The organism is Streptomyces olivaceoviridis (assembly GCF_014650115.1).
Taxonomy (GTDB): domain Bacteria; phylum Actinomycetota; class Actinomycetes; order Streptomycetales; family Streptomycetaceae; genus Streptomyces; species Streptomyces olivaceoviridis.
The window spans coordinates 375,104-395,988 of record NZ_BMUI01000002.1; the positions used below are offsets into that span (position 1 = coordinate 375,104).

General features: G+C 72.8%; 17 protein-coding genes. 4 read left to right on the forward strand and 13 right to left on the reverse strand.

Going from position 1 to position 20,885, the window contains the following annotated elements; all coding sequences use genetic code 11:
* The first annotated feature begins 245 nt into the window (after positions 1-245).
* Positions 246-698, forward strand: a complete 453-nt coding sequence (locus tag IE273_RS05495) for an ATP-binding protein (protein WP_189813995.1) — start codon at positions 246-248, stop codon at positions 696-698.
* Here the strand turns inward: IE273_RS05495 and IE273_RS05500 are convergent.
* From IE273_RS05500 to IE273_RS05515, 4 genes are all read right to left on the reverse strand, one after another.
* Entirely contained in the window at positions 658-2,103 is a 1,446-nt protein-coding gene (locus IE273_RS05500) for an amino acid permease (protein WP_189813996.1), read from the reverse strand. The genes IE273_RS05495 and IE273_RS05500 overlap by 41 nt on opposite strands.
* A 110-nt stretch (positions 2,104-2,213) precedes the next feature.
* Positions 2,214-3,236, reverse strand: coding sequence for an ornithine carbamoyltransferase (gene argF / locus IE273_RS05505; protein WP_189813997.1), 1,023 nt, complete (start codon positions 3,234-3,236; stop codon positions 2,214-2,216).
* Positions 3,237-3,325: 89 nt separating this feature from the next.
* On the reverse strand, positions 3,326-4,549 hold the full coding sequence (locus IE273_RS05510) for an arginine deiminase (RefSeq protein WP_189813998.1): 1,224 nt from the start codon (positions 4,547-4,549) through the stop codon (positions 3,326-3,328).
* Positions 4,550-4,716: 167 nt separating this feature from the next.
* The gene (locus IE273_RS05515) at positions 4,717-6,078 is read right to left on the reverse strand and encodes an AfsR/SARP family transcriptional regulator (protein ID WP_229887092.1); all 1,362 of its coding nucleotides are present in this window, start codon (positions 6,076-6,078) and stop codon (positions 4,717-4,719) included.
* Positions 6,079-6,179: 101 nt separating this feature from the next.
* Between IE273_RS05515 and IE273_RS05520 the strand changes: the two genes are divergently transcribed.
* A complete protein-coding gene (locus IE273_RS05520; RefSeq protein ID WP_229887093.1) occupies positions 6,180-7,094 on the forward strand; it encodes a macro domain-containing protein in 915 nt (304 codons plus the stop codon).
* 66 nt (positions 7,095-7,160) lie between these two features.
* Here the strand turns inward: IE273_RS05520 and IE273_RS05525 are convergent, their stop codons facing one another.
* The 8 genes from IE273_RS05525 to IE273_RS05560 form a co-directional block, all read right to left on the reverse strand.
* The gene (locus IE273_RS05525; protein WP_189813999.1) at positions 7,161-7,901 is read right to left on the reverse strand and encodes a TIR domain-containing protein; all 741 of its coding nucleotides are present in this window, start codon (positions 7,899-7,901) and stop codon (positions 7,161-7,163) included.
* Positions 7,898-9,460, reverse strand: a complete 1,563-nt coding sequence (locus tag IE273_RS05530; protein ID WP_189814000.1) for an AbeC-like domain-containing protein — start codon at positions 9,458-9,460, stop codon at positions 7,898-7,900. The genes IE273_RS05525 and IE273_RS05530 overlap by 4 nt, the downstream gene beginning before the upstream one ends.
* A 21-nt stretch (positions 9,461-9,481) precedes the next feature.
* Positions 9,482-10,084, reverse strand: a complete 603-nt coding sequence (locus tag IE273_RS05535) for a hypothetical protein (protein ID WP_189814001.1) — start codon at positions 10,082-10,084, stop codon at positions 9,482-9,484.
* A gap of 154 nt (positions 10,085-10,238) precedes the next feature.
* The gene (locus IE273_RS05540) at positions 10,239-10,796 is read right to left on the reverse strand and encodes a DUF5825 family protein (protein WP_189814002.1); all 558 of its coding nucleotides are present in this window, start codon (positions 10,794-10,796) and stop codon (positions 10,239-10,241) included.
* Positions 10,793-12,640 (reverse strand): RiPP maturation radical SAM C-methyltransferase, encoded by a 1,848-nt coding sequence (locus IE273_RS05545; RefSeq protein WP_189814003.1) that lies wholly within the window; start codon positions 12,638-12,640, stop codon positions 10,793-10,795. Before IE273_RS05545 ends, IE273_RS05540 begins: the two co-directional genes overlap by 4 nt.
* A 240-nt stretch (positions 12,641-12,880) precedes the next feature.
* A complete protein-coding gene (locus IE273_RS05550) occupies positions 12,881-15,448 on the reverse strand; it encodes a polynucleotide kinase-phosphatase (RefSeq protein WP_189814004.1) in 2,568 nt (855 codons plus the stop codon).
* Positions 15,445-16,911, reverse strand: coding sequence for a 3' terminal RNA ribose 2'-O-methyltransferase Hen1 (locus IE273_RS05555; RefSeq protein ID WP_189814005.1), 1,467 nt, complete (start codon positions 16,909-16,911; stop codon positions 15,445-15,447). Before IE273_RS05555 ends, IE273_RS05550 begins: the two co-directional genes overlap by 4 nt.
* A gap of 124 nt (positions 16,912-17,035) precedes the next feature.
* Positions 17,036-17,977 (reverse strand): hypothetical protein, encoded by a 942-nt coding sequence (locus IE273_RS05560; RefSeq protein WP_189814006.1) that lies wholly within the window; start codon positions 17,975-17,977, stop codon positions 17,036-17,038.
* Between the two features lie 162 nt (positions 17,978-18,139).
* On the opposite strand from IE273_RS05560, the gene IE273_RS05565 reads away from it, so the two are divergent.
* A complete protein-coding gene (locus IE273_RS05565) occupies positions 18,140-19,096 on the forward strand; it encodes a D-alanyl-D-alanine carboxypeptidase family protein (RefSeq protein WP_189814007.1) in 957 nt (318 codons plus the stop codon).
* Between the two features lie 155 nt (positions 19,097-19,251).
* Positions 19,252-19,902, forward strand: coding sequence for a hypothetical protein (locus IE273_RS05570; protein ID WP_189814008.1), 651 nt, complete (start codon positions 19,252-19,254; stop codon positions 19,900-19,902).
* Here IE273_RS05570 and IE273_RS05575 read toward each other — a convergent pair.
* Positions 19,862-20,389, reverse strand: coding sequence for a hypothetical protein (locus IE273_RS05575; RefSeq protein WP_189814009.1), 528 nt, complete (start codon positions 20,387-20,389; stop codon positions 19,862-19,864). The genes IE273_RS05570 and IE273_RS05575 overlap by 41 nt on opposite strands.
* Between the last annotated feature and the right edge of the window lie 496 nt (positions 20,390-20,885).

Genomic DNA, 20,885 nt, shown 5'->3' on the forward strand with positions numbered 1-20,885 from the left:
ACCAGGGCGCGACATCGGCGCCGCCTGCCCGCCGACACGCCTGCCGCGGATGGCCGGATCCCATCGCATCGGTCACCGGTTGTCGACAGCGCCGTAACAGTGCGGACGCGCGGGCGAGGCGGGCCGTTCACCTGGGTAGGCCGCCTGGTGCCGGGGCCCGAGGGGGTCCCGGACGAAGCCCGGCGACGGCCTTGGATGGCCGGGCCCGTACCATTCGTACAGTCGAAAGCAGGACAGCCTGCTCCATGAACGGACTCGCCTTGCACGAACGCCCCGCCGAATCGGCCTCCTGGCGCATCGCGCTGCCGCACACCGCAGCGGCGGTGCCCGTGGCGCGTGCCCTGGTGCGCACGGCCCTCACCGAGGTGGAGCACGTGGCCGACTGCGACACGGCGGAACTGCTCACGGCCGAGCTGGTGGCCAACGCGGTGGAGCACACCGCCGGGCGCGGCCCGATAGAGCTGGTGGTGGAGCTGGCGCCGACCGGTTGCCAGGTCGAGGTGCACGACCCGGACCCGGCGCCGCCCGGGCACCTGACCCAGCCCGTGATCGAGGAGCCCGACGTCTGGCAGGAGGGCGGGCGCGGGCTGCTGCTGATCCGCGCCCTCAGCTCGTCCTGCGGGCACCGCCCCACCCCGTCGGGCAAGGCGGTGTGGTTCAGACTGCCTGTGATTCCCGCTCAGCGCCGGCCGGCGTGACCTCGGCGGCCGGCCGCGCCAGCGTGGAGTGCCGGCGGCCGTAGACGCCGTAGACCAGCAGGCCCACCGCGAGGAACACGGCGAACTGGAGCCAGGTCCGCCAGCCCGTCTCGTACATCAGGTACAGGCAGAAGGCGACGCCGAGCAGCGGGGCCACCGGGTACAGCGGCACCCGGAAGCTGCGGGCGAGGCCCGGTTCGCGCCGGCGCAGGGCGATCACCACGATGTTGACGACGGCCATGATGGCGAGCGTGCCGATGGTGCACAGGTTCATCACGGCGTCCAGGGAGGCGAAGGCCGCCGGGAGCGCGAAGACCACCGCGACGATCAGGGTGCCGGCGACCGGTGTGGAGGTCTTCGGGCTGACCTTCTCGAAGACCCGCGGGATCAGGCCGTCCCGGGACATCGACATCAGGATGCGGGTCTGGCCGTACATCACGGCGAGGACCACGGAGGCGATGGCGACGACCGCGCCGAAGGCGATGACACCGCCGCCGACGGTGGAGCCGGTGACCTCGTTGACGACGTAGGAGAGGGCGGCGGGGTGCCCGGCGACCCGGTCGCCGCCGATGGCGCCGATCGCCGCGAGCGCGACCGCGCAGTACAGCAGGGTCACCAGGCCCATGCACACCATGATCGCGACCGGGATGTCCCGGCGGGGGTTCTTCGCCTCCTCGCCGGCGGTGGTGATCGCGTCGAAGCCGATGTAGGAGAAGAACGCGGCGGTGGTGCCCGCGCCGATGCCGCCGAGGCCGGCCGGGGAGAACGGGGTGAGGTTGCCGTCCTTGAAGGCGCTGTAGCCGATGGCGCAGAAGGCGAGGAGGATCGCGAGCTTCACGGCGGCCATGGCCGCGGTGGCCCGGGCGCTCTCCCGCACCCCGCGCACCAGCAGCACGGAGGCCATGGCGATGACGAGCACGGCGGGGAGGTTGACGAGGCCGCCGTCGCCGGGGCCGGCGGACAGGGCGGCCGGAAGCTGGAGGCCGGTGAGACTGTGCAGCAGTTCGTTGACGTACTCGCTCCAGCCGACCGCGACGGCCGAGATGGAGATGCCGTACTCCAGCAGCAGGCACCAGCCGACCAGGAAGGCGGTGGACTCGCCGAGGCCCGCGTAGGCGAAGGAGTACGAGGAGCCGGAGACCGGGATGGCGCCGCCCAGCTCCGCGAAGGAGAAGGCGGTGAAGACGCAGGTCAGCGCGGCGAGGACGAAGGAGATGACGACGGCGGGACCGGCCTGGGCGACGGAGTCGGAGAGACCGACGAAGATGCCGGTGCCGACGATGGCGCCGACCCCGAAGCAGATGAGCTGGAAGAGGCCCATGGTGCGCTTCAGGCCGTGTCCCTCGCGGTCGGCTCCGGATTCGGCGACGAGCAGGTGCGGGGACTTGATGCGGGGAGCGGGCATGCGGGTGGTGCTCGTTTCTGGTGGTGCGGGCGCCCGTCGTAGGGGCGCGGCGTCGGCTCCGAGAAGGGGTGGCTCGGGCCGCCGGTCAGGATAAGGCCTGGTGAGGCGGGTCAGGCAAGGATGTCCCGGCCGAGGGTTGCGACCAGCACGGCCTTGATGGTGTGCAGGCGGTTCTCGGCCTCGTCGAAGACGATCGAGTGGGCGGACTCGAAGACCTCGTCCGTCACCTCCAGCGACGCCAGGCCGTGGGTCTCGTGGATCCGCTGCCCCACGGTGGTGCCGAGGTCGTGGAAGGCCGGCAGGCAGTGCAGGAACTTCACGTCCGGGTTGCCGGTGGCGTGGAGCACGTCCATGGTCACGGCGTAGGGGGCGAGGGCCGTGATCCGCTCGTCCCACACCTCCTTGGGCTCCCCCATGGAGACCCAGACGTCGGTGGCGACGAAGTCCGCGCCCAGGACGCCCTCGGCGATGTCCTCGGTGAGGGTGACGCGGGCACCGCTGGTCTCGGCGAGCGCGCGGGCGCGCTCGATGATCTCCGGGGCGGGCCAGTAGGACTTCGGGGCGACGATCCGTACGTCCATGCCGAGCAGGGCGCCGGTGACCAGGTAGGAGTTGCCCATGTTGAAGCGGGCGTCGCCGAGGTAGGCGAAGGCGATCTTCCGCAGCGGCTTGGCGCTGTGCTCGGTCATGGTGAGCACGTCGGCGAGCATCTGGGTGGGGTGCCAGTCGTCGGTGAGGCCGTTGTAGACGGGCACGCCGGCGTACGCGGCCATCTCCTCGATCTTGGCCTGGCTGTCGCCCCGGTACTCGATGCCGTCGAACATCCGGCCCAGCACGCGCGCGGTGTCCTTGACCGACTCCTTGTGCCCGATCTGCGAGCCCGAGGGGTCGAGGTAGGTCGTGTGGGCGCCCTGGTCGGCGGCGGCGACCTCGAACGCGCAGCGGGTGCGCGTCGAGGTCTTCTCGAAGATCAGCGCGATGTTCCTGCCCCGCAGGTACGGCGTCTCGGTCCCGGCCTTCTTGGCGGCCTTCAGCTCGGCGGCCAGCTCGACCAGGCCGCGGAACTCCTCCTCGGTGAAGTCGAGCTCCTTGAGGAAGTGGCGGCCGGCGAGGGCGGTCGGGACTGTCGCCATGGGGGGCGCTCCAGATGTATGACTACAGGGGACTCTGGAAGTCTATACGATCCTTCACATTTCTATGCGGTCCACCTCGCTGTGCGATCTCATACGGGGTCCCGCTCCACCGGACAGCTCATGCACCGGGGGCCGCCCCGGCCCCTGCCCAGCTCGCTGCCCGGGATCTCGATCACCTCGATGCCCTGCTTGCGCAGATGCGTGTTGGTGGTGGAGTTGCGTTCGTAGGCGACGACGACCCCGGGCTCGACGGCGAGGACGTTGCAGCCGTCGTCCCACTGCTCGCGTTCGGCCGCGTGCACGTCCTGTGTGGCGGTCAGCACCCGGATCTCCCCGAGGCCGAGCGCGGCGGCGATCGCGCGGTGCATGTGCTCCGGCGGATGGTCGGTGACCTTCAGCTCGCGTTCGCCGACGCCCGGTTCGATGGTGTACGACCGGAGCATGCCGAGGCCGGCGTACTGGGTGAAGGTGTCGCCGTCGACCATGGTCATCACCGTGTCGAGGTGCATGAAGGCGCGCCGCTTGGGCATGTCGAGCGCGACGATCGTGCGCGCGGAACCGGCCGCGAACAGCTTGTGCGCCAGCATCTCCACGGCCTGCGGGGTGGTGCGCTCGCTCATGCCGATCAGCACGGCGCCGTTGCCGATCACCAGCACGTCGCCGCCCTCGATGGTGGAGGGGTAGTCGGCCTGCCCCCGGGACCACACGTGGAACGTTTCGTCTCGGAACAGCGGGTGGTGGCGGTAGATCGCCTCGAAGTGGACGGTCTCCCGTTGCCGGGCGGGCCAGCGCATGGCGTTGATGGAGACGCCGTCGTAGATCCACGCCGAGGTGTCGCGGGTGAAGAGGTGGTTGGGCAGCGGGCGGAGCAGGAAGTCGTCCAGTTCCATGACGTGGAAGCGGACCGAGGCCGGTTCCGCGTGCTCCGCCAGGAACTCCCGCTTGGTCATGCCGCCGACCAGGGCCTCGGCCAGCTCGCCCGGGGTCATCCGGTCGAAGGCGGCGCGCAGGTGGTCGGTGGCGAGGGGGCCGTACTCCTTCTCGTCGAAGACCCGGTCCAGGACGAGCGCGCGGGCCTCGGGGAGCGCCAGGGTCTCGGCGAGCAGGTCCCCGAAGAGGTGCACCTCGACCCCACGGTCGCGCAGGACGTCGGCGAAGCCGTCGTGCTCGGCGCGCGCCCGGCGCACCCAGAGCACGTCGTCGAAGAGCAGGGCGTCCTTGTTGCTGGGGGTGAGCCTCTTGAGCTCCAGATCCGGCCGGTGCAGGATGACGCGGCGCAGCCGCCCGGCCTCGGAGTCGACATGGAATCCCATGCCTCCATCCTGACCACCGGGGCCCCGCTTCACCCTCTGCTCGGCGGTTTCCGCGCCCGCCGGTTTCCGCGCCCGGCGGCGGCCGGCGCTCCGGCGGAAGCGTTCCGGAAGCGGACGGTGACTGTCGGCGGAAGCGGCTGCGGAGCTTTGCTGGGGGCGTGAACAGCTCAGACCGTGCCGGCGGGCGGGAGTACCGGGCCCCGCTCGTCCGCGTCGCGCAGGAACGCCTCGGCCGCCGAGAGGTCGGTCCGCCCCAGCTCCTCGTCCCGGACGACGATCCGCAGCTCGGGGCAGACGGCCGGGTCCTGGCGCAGGCTCTCGGTGAAGGTCTCGACGATCAGCGACAGCAGCTGGGTGTGGTCGAGTTCGACGATGCGGGACAGGCCGGCGCCGATGAGCGGTATCGCCACCGGTCTGAACAGGCCGTGCAGGGCGACCGACGGCCACAGGCGCTCCAGGCTCAGCCGCAGGTCGGCCGGGGCGGACCGGGCGCGCAGGTCGTTGCCCAGCCGGGAGTAGGCGAGGGCGAAGACCCGGCGGTTGCCCACGGGGACCGGCACGGCCGTGCCGATCGGGTAGCGGGTGCGCCGGCCGCGCGGCTTGGCCCGGACGCTCTCGGTGGCCAGCGGGGTGACCTCCCTGAGCCCGCGGCGCAGCTGGTCGTCCAGCAACCGGTGCCGGCCCTCGAAGAGACGGTCGACGAGCTGCCCCTGCACGCTCTCCCGGCTGATGACGATGTCGTCGGTGGAGGTGTCGAAGGTGTCGGAGAACCCCACGACCAGGTTGGCGTCCTCCTGGTCGAACAGGTCGCCGCGCACCACGACGACGTCGACCCGCAGCCCGCGCAGGGTGTGGCGCAGCAGTTCGTCGCCGTGCCGCTCGCGCAGCCGGGCGTTCAGACGGGCGAGGGCGGCGGCGGCCTCCGGGTCGTCCGGGCGTTCCCGGGCGGTCTGCTCGGCCACCGGCAGGGCGAGGTCGTAACGGCCCAGCGCGGTGTGGCCGGCGATCAGTTCCCGCAGCGCGGTCTCCCTGAGCTGGGTCAGCCGACGGACCGGGGCGCGCGCGAACTCCTCGTCCCGCACCTCGGTCAGCGGCCGGCCGCGCCACAGCCGCAGGGCGTCGGTGAGCAGCCGGACGGCGGAGGCCGGTGCCGCGCGCAGCGCGTCGCCCACCAGGCGGGTGAAGGCGGCGCTGTCCAGCTCGTCGTCGGCGAGGTCGAGCCGGTAGGTGCTCTCGGCGCCGCGCGCGGTCGGCAGCCGGCCGGTGCGCACGATCCGGGCGCCGTGTCCGGGGCCGGCCCGGTCGAACGCGCGCCGCAGCTCCAGGATCCGTTTCTGCACCTCGTTGCGGTTGCGCAGGTCCTGGTGCGGCAGTTCCACGGTCGGCTGCCAGACGTCCTCGTACAGCCGGCGCGCGGTGACGGCCTCGCCGTCGGCGGCGACCAGCCGGAGCAGCAGCCGGGCGGTGAGCGGGGTGAGGCGTACGGCGGCGCCGTTCACGTCCAGCCGGACGGGGCCCAGAACGCTCACCCGTATGCACGGTGCACGGGTCTGCACGCGCCTCGCCCCCTCCGCCGCGTGACGTCCCGTCGACAGTGCCGTCAGCGTACCAAGGTGGCCTGGAGGGAAGCATGCGGTTGACCGGTCCCCGCCCTTCGCCACGGCCCGGGTGGCCGCGGCTGCTGCGGTCGTGGCGCGAACGACGGGTGTTCGCGGGCAGCGTGCTGGCGGCCTTCGGCGGGGTGTCGGCCGTCGTGCAGTTCGCCGGCCAGCTCTTCCCCCGCGCCGTGTCCCGGCCCGGACTGGTGCTGGCCGGCTCGGTGGCCCTGTGCCTGGCCTGGGGGCTCGTCCGGGCGCGTCCGCAGGCCGCCGTACGGCAGGAGTTCACCCGTCCCGGGATGACGGTGGTGGTCGAGGAGGGCGACCTCTTCGAGCAGCCCGGCCAGCTGGTGGTGGGGTTCACCGACACGTTCGACACCGTCGTGGACGACGGTGTCGTCATCAACGACGCAAGCGTGCAAGGGCAGTTGCTCGCGCGCCGCTACGCCGGGGACGCCCGGCGGCTGGACGCGGAGCTGGCCGCCGCCCTCGCGGGGGTGACCCCGGTGGCGTGGGAGAGCGCGCGGGACAAGCCGCGGGGCAAGCGCGCCCGGTACCCGGTCGGCACGGTCGCCGTCCTCGGCACCCGGCCCGACCTGGTCTTCGCCGTCGCCTACAGCCGGATGGGCAACGACTGCGTCGCCTCCTCCAAGGTCCAGGACCTGTGGCTCGGCCTGGACCGGCTGTGGGACGCCGTCCACCGGCACGGCCAGCTCGAACGCCTCACCATGCCGTTGACCGGCGCGGGCCTGGCCCGGCTGCACGACCTGGACGAGGACAGCCTGCTGCGGCTGATCCTGCTGTCCTTCGTCGTGCACTCCTGGGAGCGGCCGGTCTGCCGCGAACTGCACGTGCTGGTCCGCCCCGGTGAGCTGGGGCGGATCGACCTGCCGGAGACCGGCGCCTTCCTGGCCGGCCTGGCGGCGGGCGCCCGGCGCCATGTCTGACGCCGGGCGCCGGGCGGTACGGGCCCGTCCCCCGACCGTGGACGACCACCGGGCCCGTACCGCGGCTCAGCGGGCCGGCGGTGCCGCCCGCCCGGTGCGGCCGTACGCCGGCAGATGGCGGTACGGCCAGGTCTGGAGCCAGTCGGAGCGGGTGTCGTCGACCGCGCAGCCCGCCAGCTTCAGCCGCTCGGCGATCTTGCGCAGGGCGGTCTCCGTGCCGTCGAACCGGATGACGTTCCGGCCGGCGATGTCGGCGATCGGGCGCAGCTGTCCGACCTCCACCATCAGGGTGCGCTCCGGGTAGGCCATCAGCACCATGCCCAGCTCGATGAGCACGTTGGGCCGGGGCTGACCGGTGGGCTCGGTCTCGTACGGCGGTTCGTTGCGGCCGCGCAGGTCCGGGTGGAGCTGGGCGACGTCGTCCGGGGTGAGCAGCACGAGGGCCGCCTGGGCCAGCTCGGGGGCCCCGGCGACGACCTCGCCGAGGAACGGCGCCGTCTTGCCGGTGGCGTTGACCAGGGCCTCCCACTCCAGCGGACGCAGATCGAGCAGGCGCAACAGGTCGAACATCCGCAGGCGCACCTCCTCGTCCCGCCCGTGGACGACGAAGACGTTGCGGCGGCGGTCCGGGGCGGGGCCGTCCTGGTCCGGGCCGGTGTCGCGGGCGGCGGCGGGAGGGGCGCCGTAGTAGTTCTGCGTGCCCGAGTTGGTGGTGTTGTTGTTCCCCGTGACGAAGCTGTTGTGGCGCCCGAAGTCGTTCCGGCTCCCGTAGTCGCTGCTGTTGCCGCCCGTGGAGGTGTGCGTCATGCGGATCCCGCCCCCTGACCGCCGCTCGGGCCGCCGAAGTTCTGTGTGCCCGAGTTGGTGGTGTTGTTGTCGCCGTGCACGAAGCTGTTGTTGTGCCCGTAGTTGTTGAGGATGTTCGTCTGGCGGGCCTCGTGCTCCGTGAGGTCCACGTTGTGCTCGTACAGGAAGTCACGGACGACGTGGAGGAACTGGCGCTCCACGATCTGCGTGTACTTGATGGTGTCGGTCTCCTGGAAGAAGACGTGGAAGTGGGGGCTGGTCGCCATCTCCCGGACGCTGGTGACCGCCCCGCGGTTGAGCAGGGCGTCCGCGTAGCGGCCGAGGCCGAACTCGCTGGTGTCGGCCGGCTGCGGCACCCGGATCCGCTCCTTGGTCCACGGCAGCCGCGGGAGCAGCCGGGCCCCCGCCGCCTTGGCGGCGGCCGACCGGACCGTGGAGTGGGGCGTGCCGCGCAGGGTGTGCCAGGCCAGCTTGAGCAGCAGCCGCTCGTCCAGGGCGGCGGGGAGCCGGTCCACCAGCTGGAAGCTCGCCCGGATCGGCGCCAGCACGTACGAGTAGAACTCGGTGTGCAGGGTGTTCCCCTTGAGGTCGAAGCCCACGAACGCCGTGGTGACCAGCTCCTGGTCCCAGGACCCCACCCGGATGCACAGGTAGTTGCGTCCGGTGTCGTGGACGTCCCGCCAGTCGCCGTCGAGCTGCTCGGGGGTCGGCTCCGCCACACCCCGGAGCGTCGTGACGGCCGTGGTGAAGGTGCTGCGCTCGACGGCGAGGCCCTCGATCCGCTGCGCCGGGCGGGCCTGGGCGCGCAGCCGGGCGGTCATGCGGTCGGCGACGTAGGCGGTCAGCTCCTCGACGGTGAAGGGGACGACCTCCTTGCGCTTGGGCTCCTGGCCGGCGGCGCCGGGTGCCGCGGAGGGGCCCGCGCCGGACCGGCCGTCGAACACCCCGAGCGGCGCGCCGATCAGCAGTTCCGCGTTGGACCAGCGGCGCACCGGCGTGCCCGCGCCGACGAACGGCTTGTAGCCGCCGTAGCGGACCACCGTGCCGTCCGAGGTCTGCTCCCGCTTGATCTTGTCGACCAGTTGGGAGGTCAGCTCCGGGTGCTCGGGGTACGAACCGTCGAACCCCCGGCCGGCCCCGGGGGCGAGCCGGCGCGTCAGCGTCTGGAGGGTGACGACCCGCCGCAGGAAGGCGGTGACCCACAGCAGCCACAGCACGGCCAGCAGCGCGGTGAACCCGCTGAGCGCGCCGGTGACCAGGAGGACGAACGTGAGGGCGGCGCCCGCGGCGAACACGGCCAGCCGGATGCGCTGGAGCCGGCGCGCCGCCAGGGCGTGCGCGAGCACGGGCACCGCGTCGTACCCGTACGACGGCGCCACCACCCGGTACCGGTGGGTCAGCAACTCACGGATGACACCGGCGCGGTAGACCGGGTCGAGGTAGGTGCCCGCGCACAGCAGCCGGGTGGCGTTGCTCGTCGCGTCCGCGGCCGGGCGGGCCCCGGCCGGCCGGTCCGGTTCCGGCGGCGGAGCGGGCACGGTGAGGAAGTCGCTCGCCATTGTCTTCTCGCTCCGCTCTGCTCAGCCGGTGGGGTTCATGGAGGCGTCGGTGATGACACCGTCGACCACGGTGTACCGGCCGCTGTACGACTTCTGCGTGCCGTCGGTCTGCCGGGCGAGGAGATCCACCCAGACCGTCTCGTCCTGGACGGACTGGATGGTGACGTAGTCCCGCTCGGTGGTGGCGAAGCCCGACACGAAGGAGCTGTAGGACGCGTCGAGGTTCTTGCCGCCCAGGTCCCAGGCGGTCTGGAAGTCGTGTTCGTTGATGGCCTCGAAGAAACGCGTCACCGTGCCGGAGGGGCTGTCGGCCGCCTCGGGGCTCTCGGTGCCGGCCGGGCCGGCAGCGGTGTCCGTGGGGTCGGCGCTGTCGGTGGACAGCTCGGTCGGCGTCTCGTACGCCGTGGCGACGCCCGGCGCCGGTGTGTCCGGGGACGACGGGTCGTAACCGCCGGAGTAGCCGTCCGAGTAGCTGTCGGAGTAGCCGCCGTCCTCCGAGCCCAGGTGGGGCACGATGCCCATGAGCAGGATCAGCAGAAGGGGGACACCACCGATGAGCAGTGCGTACGTCCGCTCCCTACCGCCGGCGGGTAAGAGGCTCGGCGGGTCGTAGGTGTGGTTCATGGGTCCTCGCAACTCCCGGCAGACGGCCGGGACCTCGCTCGTTCCGTCGGTATGACGACAGTCACTCTGCCCGACATCCGTCGGGCGGGCGCCGGTTTCGCACTTCCGATGCGCTTCCGATCCCGACACGCGGGCGGGTGGGTCGGACAGGTGTTCAGATCGCGGTGCAGGGCACCGGCCACTGCCGGATGCGCGGGGGCAGGGCCACGGCCCAGCCACCGCAGGTGAGCACCAGCCGCTCGGCCGTGAGCAGTCCCAGCGCCTCCCGCTCGGTCGCGTCCAGCTCGGCGACGGGCGTGGGCTCCAGCAGCCGGAGGAACGTGGCGTGCAGCGCGGGGTGGTCCAGGGTCAGGCGGACGGCGGTGCCCCGCTCCCTGCGGTCCAGGACGGTGACGAAGTCCGGGCCGCGGCGGTGGTAGAGGGTGCCGTGGGCGTGACCGGTCCGCCAGGACGCCAACACGCCCGGTCCGCCGGGCAGTTCGGTGGGCGGCGGGAGGTGGTGCAGCAGGCGGGGGTCGTACGACGGTGTGCCCGTCGCCCGCCAGCTCACACCGAGGCCCAGGCCCTGGCACTCGCGCAGGAACCGCACCGCCTCCGCCGTCGCACGGCCCGTGCCGCTCAGATCCAGGGGCCCGGCGGCTTCGACGCGGCGCCCGGCGCGCCGGTGCGGAACGGTGCCGGTCAGCCCGGACAGCCCGGTCGGCCCGCTCATCCGGCTCCCTCGGGCAGCCGGACCGGCTCGCCCCAGGTCGGCAGGGAGACGTACGTGGCGCCGTCGCGGAACAGCAGGCCCAGCGAGAACGCGTGGTCGACCCATGCCTCCAGGGCCCGCGCCGGCACCGCGTGGCCGTCGGTGGTCAGCAGGCGGCGCAGCGCGGGAACGGTCCGGCCGTCCTCCAGCCGGCGCAGGGCCGCGGCCCGCCAGCCGGTGAAGCGGTGGGTGGCGGGCGGGCGGCCGTACCGGCGGTCGTGCACCAGCAGCCCCGCGCCGTCCTCCTCGAACAGCAGCCGGGAGTCCGCGTGCCCGGCCCGCCAGGCGGCCACCGCCTCCTTCAGCCGCCGCTCCACCGGGCCGCCGATGCCGGCCGGCTCGGTGTCGAACAGATAGACCAGGTCGGCGAGTTCGGCCTCGGGCAGGTCGTAGACGTGCTGGTACATCGCGGCCGGGCGGCGCTCGCCGAAGCCGAGCCCGGGGTCGGTGAAGTGCGGGCTGAACCGTTCCAGCTGGATGCGGTGGGCGCCGCTCGGCGGCTGGAGGTGGACCAGCGCGGGCAGCTGGTCGATGACGGGTGTGTAGTCGTCCGCGCTCTCGCCGGGGAAGCCGTACAGCAGGTTCCAGGAGCAGGTCAGGGCGTGGTTCTCGCACTCGCGCAGGGTCCGGACGTTACGGGCGCCGGTGACGCCCTTGTCCATGAGGTCCAGGACGCGGCTGCCCAGGCTCTCGATACCGGGCTGGATGTGCACGGTGCCGGAGGCGCCGAGGAGTGCCAGCTGGTCGGGGGTGAGGTTGGACTTGACCTCGTAGTGCAGCCGCAGGTCCCAGCCGCTCTCACTCACGCGGGGCAGGAAGTCACGGAAGTAGGCCATGTCGATGATGTTGTCGACGGTGACCACGTCGAGGAGGCGGTGGCGGCGCACCAGCCGGTCGACCTCCGTCCACAGCCGCTTCCCCGGCTTGGCGCGGAAGGCCATGGCCGTGCCGTTCAGCCCGCAGAAGGTGCAGTGGTGCTTCTCGCCCCACCAGCAGCCCCGGGCGCCCTCCACGACGAGCTTCGGATGGATGTGCTCCTGGACCGGGGAGGCGTCCAGGGCGGCCTGCCACTGGTCGTAGTCGGGCGAGGGTATGTCGGCCGGGGCCACGGTCCGCCGGGTTTCCGTGTTGGCCCGGGACACCGTGCCGTCCCACCAGCACAGTCCGGGGACGTCCGCCGGGGCGGTCCGGGCGTCCAGGTGGCGCAAGAGCGCGGGGAGGGCGTACTCGGCCTCGCCGCGGACCACGTGGTCGACGAAGGGGTGGTTGCGGTGCAGGGCGTGACCCATCGGGCCGTCGCAGTTGCTGCCGCCGAGGACGACCGTCACCTCGGGGCGCCTCCGCTTGAGTTCGCGGGCGAGGGCGAGGGACGGCACGTTCTGCATGAAGGTGCTGGTGAACCCGACCACGTCCGGTCCGGCCGCCAGGATCTCGGTGGCGCAGGCGTCGATGAAGCCGGCCGCGTACGGGCGCATCGCGAGGGCCGTGTCGAGGGGGACGTCCCGCTCGGCCGCGTACTCCTTCAGCCGGGCCTCGCCCCAGCCGGGATCGTCGTACAGGACGCCGGAGAAGACCCAGTCGCCGAGGCCGTGGAAGATGGCGTCGCTGCCGACCGCGACGTAGTCGCCCGGCCGGAGCCGGCCGCCGGAGCGCTCCAGCAGGAACTCCGCCCAGCGCAGCGAGCCGTGGAACTCGCTCACCTCGTCGCCGGGACGGGCCCGCCGCACGATCTCCCGGAGCAGGCCCAGTTGCAGCGAGGGCAGGTCGAGCGGGTGCCACGGCATCGTGACCAGGTGGACGCGCATGCTCAGCGGGTCGGCCGCTTCTCCAGGATCGCCGGCCGGCGGGTGGTGCTCCCCTGGTCCTCGCGGACCACGGTCTTCTTGATCTCCACGCTCGCCACTCCCCTCATGGCACGCCAACGCCCTTGCGCCGCACGGCTGTCCACCATATGGACAGGTGTGTGCGCGACACAAGGGCGTTGTGCGACCGGCGCGTCGAGAAGGCGTGTGCCGGTGCCGCGAGGAGCGTGGGCCCGGCGGTGCCTACAGCCGCGGGTCCACCGGCTCCGACTCCAGTGCCAGCACGCCGAACACCGCCTCGTGCACCCGCCACAGCGGCTCCCCGCCGGCCAGCCGGTCCAGGGCCTCCAGGCCGAGGGCGTACTCGCGCAGCGCCAGGGACCGCTTGTGGTTCAGGAACCGCCGCCGCAGCCGGGCCAGGTTGTCCGGCCGGGTGTACTCGGGACCGTAGATGATCCGCAGGTACTCGCGGCCCCGGCACTTGATGCCGGGCTGCACCAGCCGCCCCTCGGGGGTGCGGACCAGCGCGTCCACCGGCTTGACGACCATGCCCTCGCCGCCCCGGCCGGTCATCTCCAGCCACCAGTCGACGCCCGCGCGGACCGACTCCGGGTCGCCGGTGTCGACGTACAGCCGCCGGGTGGTCTGGAGCAGTCCGGTGCCGTCGTGTTCCACCAGCCGGTCGATCAGGGCCAGTTGTTCGTCGTGCGGGAGCGCGGCGAGGCTGCGGCCCTGGACGGCGAGGAGCTGGAAGGGGGCCAGCCGGACCCCGTCCAGTCCCTCGGTGGTCCAGCAGTAGCGGCGGTAGGCGGCGGTGAACGCCCGGGCGTCGGCGGCGCGTTCACGCTGCCGGGTGAGCAGGCCGCCCACGTCGGCACCGCGCGCAGCCGCGGCTTCCAGAGCGGCGAGCGCGCCCGGGAACACCGCGCCGGACGCGGCACCGACGGCCGCGTACTGGCCGCGCAGCAGCCCCGTGGCCTTCAGCGACCACGGCATCAGCTCGGCGTCCAGCAGCAGCCAGTCCGTGTCGAGTTCGTCCCAGAGACCGGCGTCCCCGACCGCCGAGCGCAGCCGGCCGAGGATCTCCTCGGTCACCTCCGCGTCGTCGAAGAACGGCCGCCCGGTACGGGTGTAGAGCGAACCCGTGGGGCCCTGCACACCGAACCGCTTCCGTGCCGTCTCCGCGTCCCGGCAGACCAGGGCCACCGCCCGGGAGCCCATGTGCTTCTCCTCGCACACCACCCGCGCGACGCCGTCCCGCGCGTACTGCGCGAACGCCTCCTCAGGGTGCTCCAGGAAGTGTCCATCAGCGGCTCCGCCACGGGCCTCCGCCTGCGAGGTGGCCGTCGGCGCCATGGTCGGCGGCAGGTACGGCAGCAGGCGCGGGTCGGTCGCGAAGCGGCTCATGACCTCAAGGGCCGCCGCCGCGTTCTCCTCGCGGACGGCCACCCTGCCCGCGTGCCGGGTCTCCACGGCCCGGCGGCCGTACACGTCCGCCAGGTCCAGCGGCCGGCCGTCGTGCCCACCGGGCGCCTCGGTGCGCAGCGGCTTCGCCGGCTCGTACCAGACCCGCTCGGCCGGTACGTCGACCAGCTCGCGCTCCGGCCAGCGCAGCGCGGTCAGCTTGCCGCCGAAGACGGCACCGGTGTCCAGACAGATGGTGTTGTTGAGCCAGGTGGCCTCGGGCACGGGCGTGTGGCCGTAGACCACCGCGGCCCGGCCCCGGTAGTCCTCCGCCCACGGGTAGCGCACCGGCAGCCCGAACTCGTCGGTCTCGCCGGTGGTCTCCCCGTACAGGGCGTGCGAGCGGACCCGGCCGGAGGTGCGGCCGTGGTACTTCTCCGGCAGGCCGGCGTGGCAGACCACGAGCCGGCCGCCGTCCAGGACGTAGTGGCTGACCAGTCCGTCGATGAACTCCCGCACCTCGGCCCGGAACTCCTCGCTCTCGCCCTCCATCTGCGCGATGGTCTCGGCGAGCCCGTGGGTGGGCTGGACCCTGCGGCCCTTGAGGTGGCGGCCGTACTTGTTCTCGTGGTTGCCGGGGACGCAGAGGGCGTTGCCCGAGTTCACCATGGACATCACCCGGCGCAGCACGCCGGGGCTGTCCGGGCCGCGGTCGACCAGGTCGCCGACGAACACGGCGGTACGGCCCCGCGGGTGCACCCCGTCCACGTAGCCCAGCTCGGCGAGCAGCGCCTCCAGTTCGGCGGAGCAGCCGTGGATGTCGCCGACGATGTCGAACGGGCCGGTGAGGTGGGTCAGGTCGTTGTAGCGCTTCTCGGTGACGACGGTGGCGTTCTCCACCTCCCGCACCCCGCGCAGGACGTGCACCTTGCGGAAGCCCTCGCGCTCCAGGTGGCGCAGCGAGCGGCGCAGTTCGCGGATGTGCCGCTGGATCACCCGGCGGGGCATGTCGGCGCGGTCGGTGCGGGCCGCGTTGCGCTCGGCGCACACCTCCTCCGGCACGTCCAGCACGATGGCGATGGGCAGCACGTCGTACCGCTTGGCCAGGTCGATCAGCTGACGCCGGCCGTCCTGCTGCACGCTGGTGGCGTCGACGACGGTGCGGCGGCCGGCGGCCAGCCGCTTGCCGGCGATGTAGTGCAGGACGTCGAAGGCGTCCCGGCTGGCGCTCTGGTCGTTCTCGTCGTCGGCGACCAGACCGCGGCAGAAGTCGGAGGAGATCACCTCGGTGGGCTTGAAGTGCCGCCGGGCGAACGTGGACTTGCCGGAGCCGGAGGCACCGACGAGGACGACGAGGGACAGGTCGGTGACGGGGAGTTCCCGTCCCGGCTCGCGGGTTCCGCTCACGCGGCCTTCGCCTCCTTCTCGGTGTCGTCGCGGTGGAACACGGCCATCTGGGTGGGTGGGCCGACCTCGGGGTCGTCCGGGCCGACGGGGACGAACCCGACGTCGTAGCCGTGGCGTCCGGCCACGGTCGCCGCCCAGGCGCGGAACTCCTCGCGGGTCCACTCGAAGCGGTGGTCGCCGTGCCGGGCGTGTCCGGCGGGCAGGCTCTCCCAGCGGACGTTGTACTCCACGTTCGGGGTGGTCACGACGACCGTGCGCGGGCGCGCGTGCCCGAACACGGCGTACTCCAGGGCGGGCAGCCGGGGCAGGTCGAGGTGTTCGATCACCTCGCTGAGCACGGCGGCGTCGTACCCCTTGAGCCGGTTGTCGGCGTAGGCGAGGGAGCCCTGGACGAGCCGGACGCGGGCCGCCTGCCGCTCCCCCATCCGGTCGAGCCGGAGCCGCCGCTCCGCGATGGCCAGGGCCCGTACGGACACGTCGACGCCGACGATCTCGGTGAACCGGGCGTCCTTGAGCAGCGCCCGCACCAACTGGCCCTGCCCGCAGCCCAGGTCGAGGACGCGCGCGGCATCGGACGCGTGCAGCGCGGTGAGGATCGCCGCCCGGCGCTGCTCGGCGAGCGGGGTCGGCTTCTCCTCCGCCTCGGTCTCCTCCGCGACCGCGTTGTCGATGTCCTCGACCTCGCTGTCGTCGGCCTCGGCCAGCCGCACCAGCTCCAGCCGCTCGCGCGCCTGCCGGGTCAGCGACCAGCGCCGGGACAGATAGCGGCTGGTGATCAGCTGCTGCTCCGGGTGGCCGGCCAGCCAGCCCTCACCGGCGCGCAGCAGCTTGTCGACCTCGTCGGCGGAGACCCAGTAGTGCTTGGCGTCGTCCAGCACCGGCAGCAGGACGTACAGGTGGCGCAGCGCCTCGGCGAGGGTCAGCCGGTCCGACTCCAGCACGAGCCGGACGTACCGCGAGTCGCCCCATTCCGGGAACGCGGTGTCGAGCGGGACGGGGTCGGCGGTGACCGTCCAGCCGAGCGGTGCGAAGAGCCGGTGTACGAGGCCGGCCCCGCCGCGGGCGGGCAGCGCCGGGACCTCGACGCGCAGCGGCAGCGGGGCCGCCGCCCGCTCCGGGCGGGCATCGCACACCCCGCGCAGGGCGCTGGAGAAGACGGTGCTCAGCGCGACCGCGAGGAGCGAGGAGGCCGCGTAGGGGCGGTCGTTGACGTACTGCGCGAGGGCCGCGTCGGGGGCGCCGCCGCGGCCCTTGCCCTTGCCCCGGCGGACCAGCGCGAGCGTGTCGGTCTCCAGCAGCAGGGCGGCCGCGCAGCGTTCGGCGTCCGCCTCGGGGTAGAAGACGTGCGCCGTGCCGTACGACGTGGAGAACGCCTGCGCCTTGTCGGGGTGCTTGTGCAGCAGGTACCCCAGGTCGGTGGCCGGGTTCCCGGCCGTGCCGGTGGTGGAGATCGTCACGAACATGCTGTCGAGTCTCCCCGGCCGGAACCCCGCCGACCACAGGTTTTCCGCGCGGCTGCGGCCGGCCCGACCCGTGCGACGGTGGCCTGCGGGACCCCGGCCCGGCCGCGCGGCCGGGCCTGCCCGCTCAGGACTCGTCGTCGACGATCTTCCGCGCCTTCGCCATGGCCCGCCGGTCGTCGGCGCGTCGTGCGTCCAGTGCCTTCTTGTTCTTGCTGATGGCGGTCTTCTGCGCGCGGCTCTCGACGGCGTGCACGGCCTGGATGAAGCCGGTGTCGAGCTTGCACCGGGCGTCCGCGGCGGCGGTCTCCTTCTCCTTCTTCGACGGCTCGTCACCGCGGAACCAGTCGGAGTCGGTGGACGCCTGGTCCGGGTCGGAGTAGCGGAAGCCCTCGTCCTTCATGCAGTCCGACCACGCGCGCTCGGCCTTCTTCCACGCGGGGTCCTTCCGCGCCTGCTTGTGCGCCTGGTACCAGTACTGCACGGGGAGCGAGTAGTAGCCGCTGAGCCGCACGCCGCCGATCTTCGTCGGCTTGGGCTCGGGGCCGTAGATCTTCCGGACCGCCTCGCCCATGCACCCCTTCGCGGGAATGGGGTGGCCGTGCGACTGGTGGCTGTCCCCGGACTCGAACGTGCCGGTGAGGGCCGCGTACTGGTCGGCGGGCCACTCCATGGGCTGGTCGTCGGACTCGTCCCGCACCGCGTTGTGGTAGCCGTGCTCGGCCGCCAGGTCGGGGTCGTCCACGCCGTACGGGCTGTCGTCCCCGACCTTGCTGCCGCCCGCGAGGGTGCCCTGCCGCACCGGGTAGGTCGACTCGACGGTCCTGATGTCGAGCGTCTTGAAACCGGTGAACCCGAGCCGGACCATGCACCGCTTGGCGAGGATCCACTGTGCCGTGCCGACGGCCTTGCCGTCGCGGGTCGTCGCGTCCGGTATGTAGGCGTTCAGCGGGAACGCCTTCATGGTGTTGAGGCGGCGGGCCTCGTCGCCGGGGTCGTCGTCGCCGACGAACTGGCACGCCGACACGGCGAGCAGGCCGGTGAGAGCAAGGGGGAGGATTTTACGCACGCCGTCATATGACCAGGCACGGATCATGCGCGCTGTGATGGAAGCCACAGTTCCGGCACACGGTGTTCACAGGAGACCCATGTGATCTCCGTTACGGCCGCCCCGGCCGCACGTCTGATGGAGTGAGCCCTCGTCAACTGACCACTGACAGAAGGGGGAACCATGACCAACGGCCAGGGAACCCGGGTACACGGCAGAGCCGCCGTCGCCGTGGCGGCCGGTGCCGTCCTCGGTGCGGGCGTCCTCGCGACCGCTCCCGCCCAGGCGGCCACGGCGCCGGCCGCGGCCACCGCCCAGCGCTCCGCCGCCGCGGCGCCGCAGGTGTCGGCGCAGGGCGCGTACGCCATGAACCCGGCGACCGGCAAGCAGCTCTTCGGCAAGGCGCCGGACGGACGGCTGCGGACCGGCTCCACGACGAAGATCATGACGGCGCTCGTGGTGCTGTCGCAGCGGAACGTGGACCTCGGGAAGAAGGTGAAGATCAAGAGGGAGTACACCGACTACGTCATCGACCCGGTGACGCACGTCCAGCGCTATTCGAGCGCCAATCTGATCCTCGGCGACTCGATGAAGACGGGCGACCTGCTGTACGGCCTGCTGCTGCCGTCGGGCTGCGACGCGGCCTACGCGCTCGCGGACACCTACGGCACGGGCTCGACGACGGCCCAGCGGACCAAGTCGTTCATCGGCAAGATGAACGCCAAGGCGCGCGAACTCGGCCTGAAGAACACCCACTTCGACTCCTTCGACGGGGTGTCCAACGGGAAGAACTACTCCTCGCCGCGCGACCTGGCCAAGCTGGCCGGGGTCGCGCTGAAGAACAAGGCGTTCAAGAAGGTCGTCGGCACGAAGGTCTACGACGACATGCAGTCGTACCGGCCCGGCGGCGGAACGCACGCCATGAAGCCGTGGAACAACTCGAACAAGCTCCTCACCTCCTACCGGGGCGCGTTCGGCGTGAAGACCGGCTCCGGTCCGGAGGCGAAGTTCTGCCTGGTGTTCGCGGCCACCCGTGGTGCGAGGACGGTCGTGGGCACGATTCTCGCGGACACGTCGGCGGACCAGCGCTTCAAGGACGCGGCGAAGATCCTGGACTACGGCTTCACCCAGCGCGGCTGAGCCGGCCCGGGGGGATCCACGGGTCCCCCCGGCACCCCGGCCGGGTCAGGTCCGTCCGGGCCACGCGGGCAACCCTTCCGGCACGAGAACCCTCTCACCGGGCGGACAGGCCGGGCAGGGACAGGCCGGGCAGGGACCGTGAAGGGGGACGCACCGTGCTCGTGACCGACCGGAGGGGCGGACGGCGGGCGTGGGCGCCGGCCGCGCTGGGACTGCTCGCGCTGCTGACGGTGTCCTGCGACGCCGGCGCGCGGCGGCCGGCGGCCGCCGCGCACCCGACCGCACCGGCCCGGGTCGCCGCCTATGACGCCGGCTGGCGGACCGGTAAGGAGATCCACGACTCCGGCGGCAAGGGCGCGGCGATCCGCGAAGTGGTGTGGGGCGGCTGTGTGCGCCGCTCGCTCACGGCCCGGCCACGGGAGGTCGTGGACCGGGACCGCGGTGCCTGGGTGCGCGGCTGCCGCCACGGGGTCCGTGGCGCACCGCACCGGCGCCCCGCCCGCCCCCTGACCCGCCGTGAACCGGATCCCGGTCTCCTGGCCGACTTCCGCTCCTGGGCCGCGCGGCACGGCGCGCGGGACTCCGCGTCGAGGGCGACCCGGGTCGTCCTGGTCCACCTCGGCGACCGCGACTACGACGTCGAACTGACCGGTGCCTACGACGCCGGCGACCGCGCGGCGGGCGCGGCGGACCTGGCCGACGCGTTCGCCGAGTGGTGGGACGGCGACGACGGGGAGACCGGCGTCGCCTGGAACCTGCTCCTCCTCACCCCGGACGGCGAGCGTCTTCTGACCCGGGATCTGTGACCGGCCCACCCGGCTCCGGCCGGCGCTCGGAGACCGCTCCGGCGAGGATGCCGAGGGTCACGGCGGCGAGGCCGAGACCGACGACACCGGTGTTGACCCAGAAGTAGCCGGGGCTGCTGGGGCGGGTGCTGCCGTCGGCCAGGACGCAGTCGAAGCGGAGCGGCACCCAGGAGGCCTGCTGGCCGACGAGCACACCGGGCGGGAAGTCGTCGCGGCACTCGTGGGCCGGTGTGGAGTCCGCGCCGGAGGAGGACTCGTGCACGGAGAGCGCGACCGATCCCGCGCCCAGGAAATAGAGGACCACCGCGGCCCAGCCCGCCATCCACGCCGACCAGCGCACCAGGTCCAGCCGCCAGTCCGGGCGCCTGCCGGGCATCGCCACGGACAGGAGCTTGACGATGACGGCGATCACCCAGGCGGGAATCGCGAGAACGGCCGGGAAGAGCAGGAAGCCGAAGAGGATGCCGAGCGCGGAGTCGTCGTCCATCGGCTGATCCCAGCAGGACCGCTCCACCCCGACCGTGACGGAAGCCACAGTTCCGGTCACAGCCTCGTCACGGGGGGGCTGGGGGCGGGGTGTTGGGAGGGCGTGGGGCCTTGGGAGGGGTGGCGCTATTAGGCGGGATTGGGGAGGGGGGTGGGCTATGGGGCGGGCTCTGAAAGGAGGCGGGGCGCGGTTCTTGGGCGGGCCTCGGGAGTGGTGGCTCGCGGGCTGGGCCCCGGGACGCGTGGGACGGGTGCCGGGAGGAGGGACCGATGGGCGGGACCCGCTGGCCTGGCACCCCGGACGGGTGGACCGATGGCCGGGCTCCGGGACGGGTGAGCCGCTGGCCGGAACCCGGGACGGGTGGGCCGACGGGCCGGCCCCGCGAGCCGAGCACCCCAGACAGCGGCCGACCGATGGCCGGGACCCTGGGACCGGGGCAGGTGGACCGATGGCCGGAACCCGGGGCGGGCGAACCGATGGCCGGGACCCGGGGCCC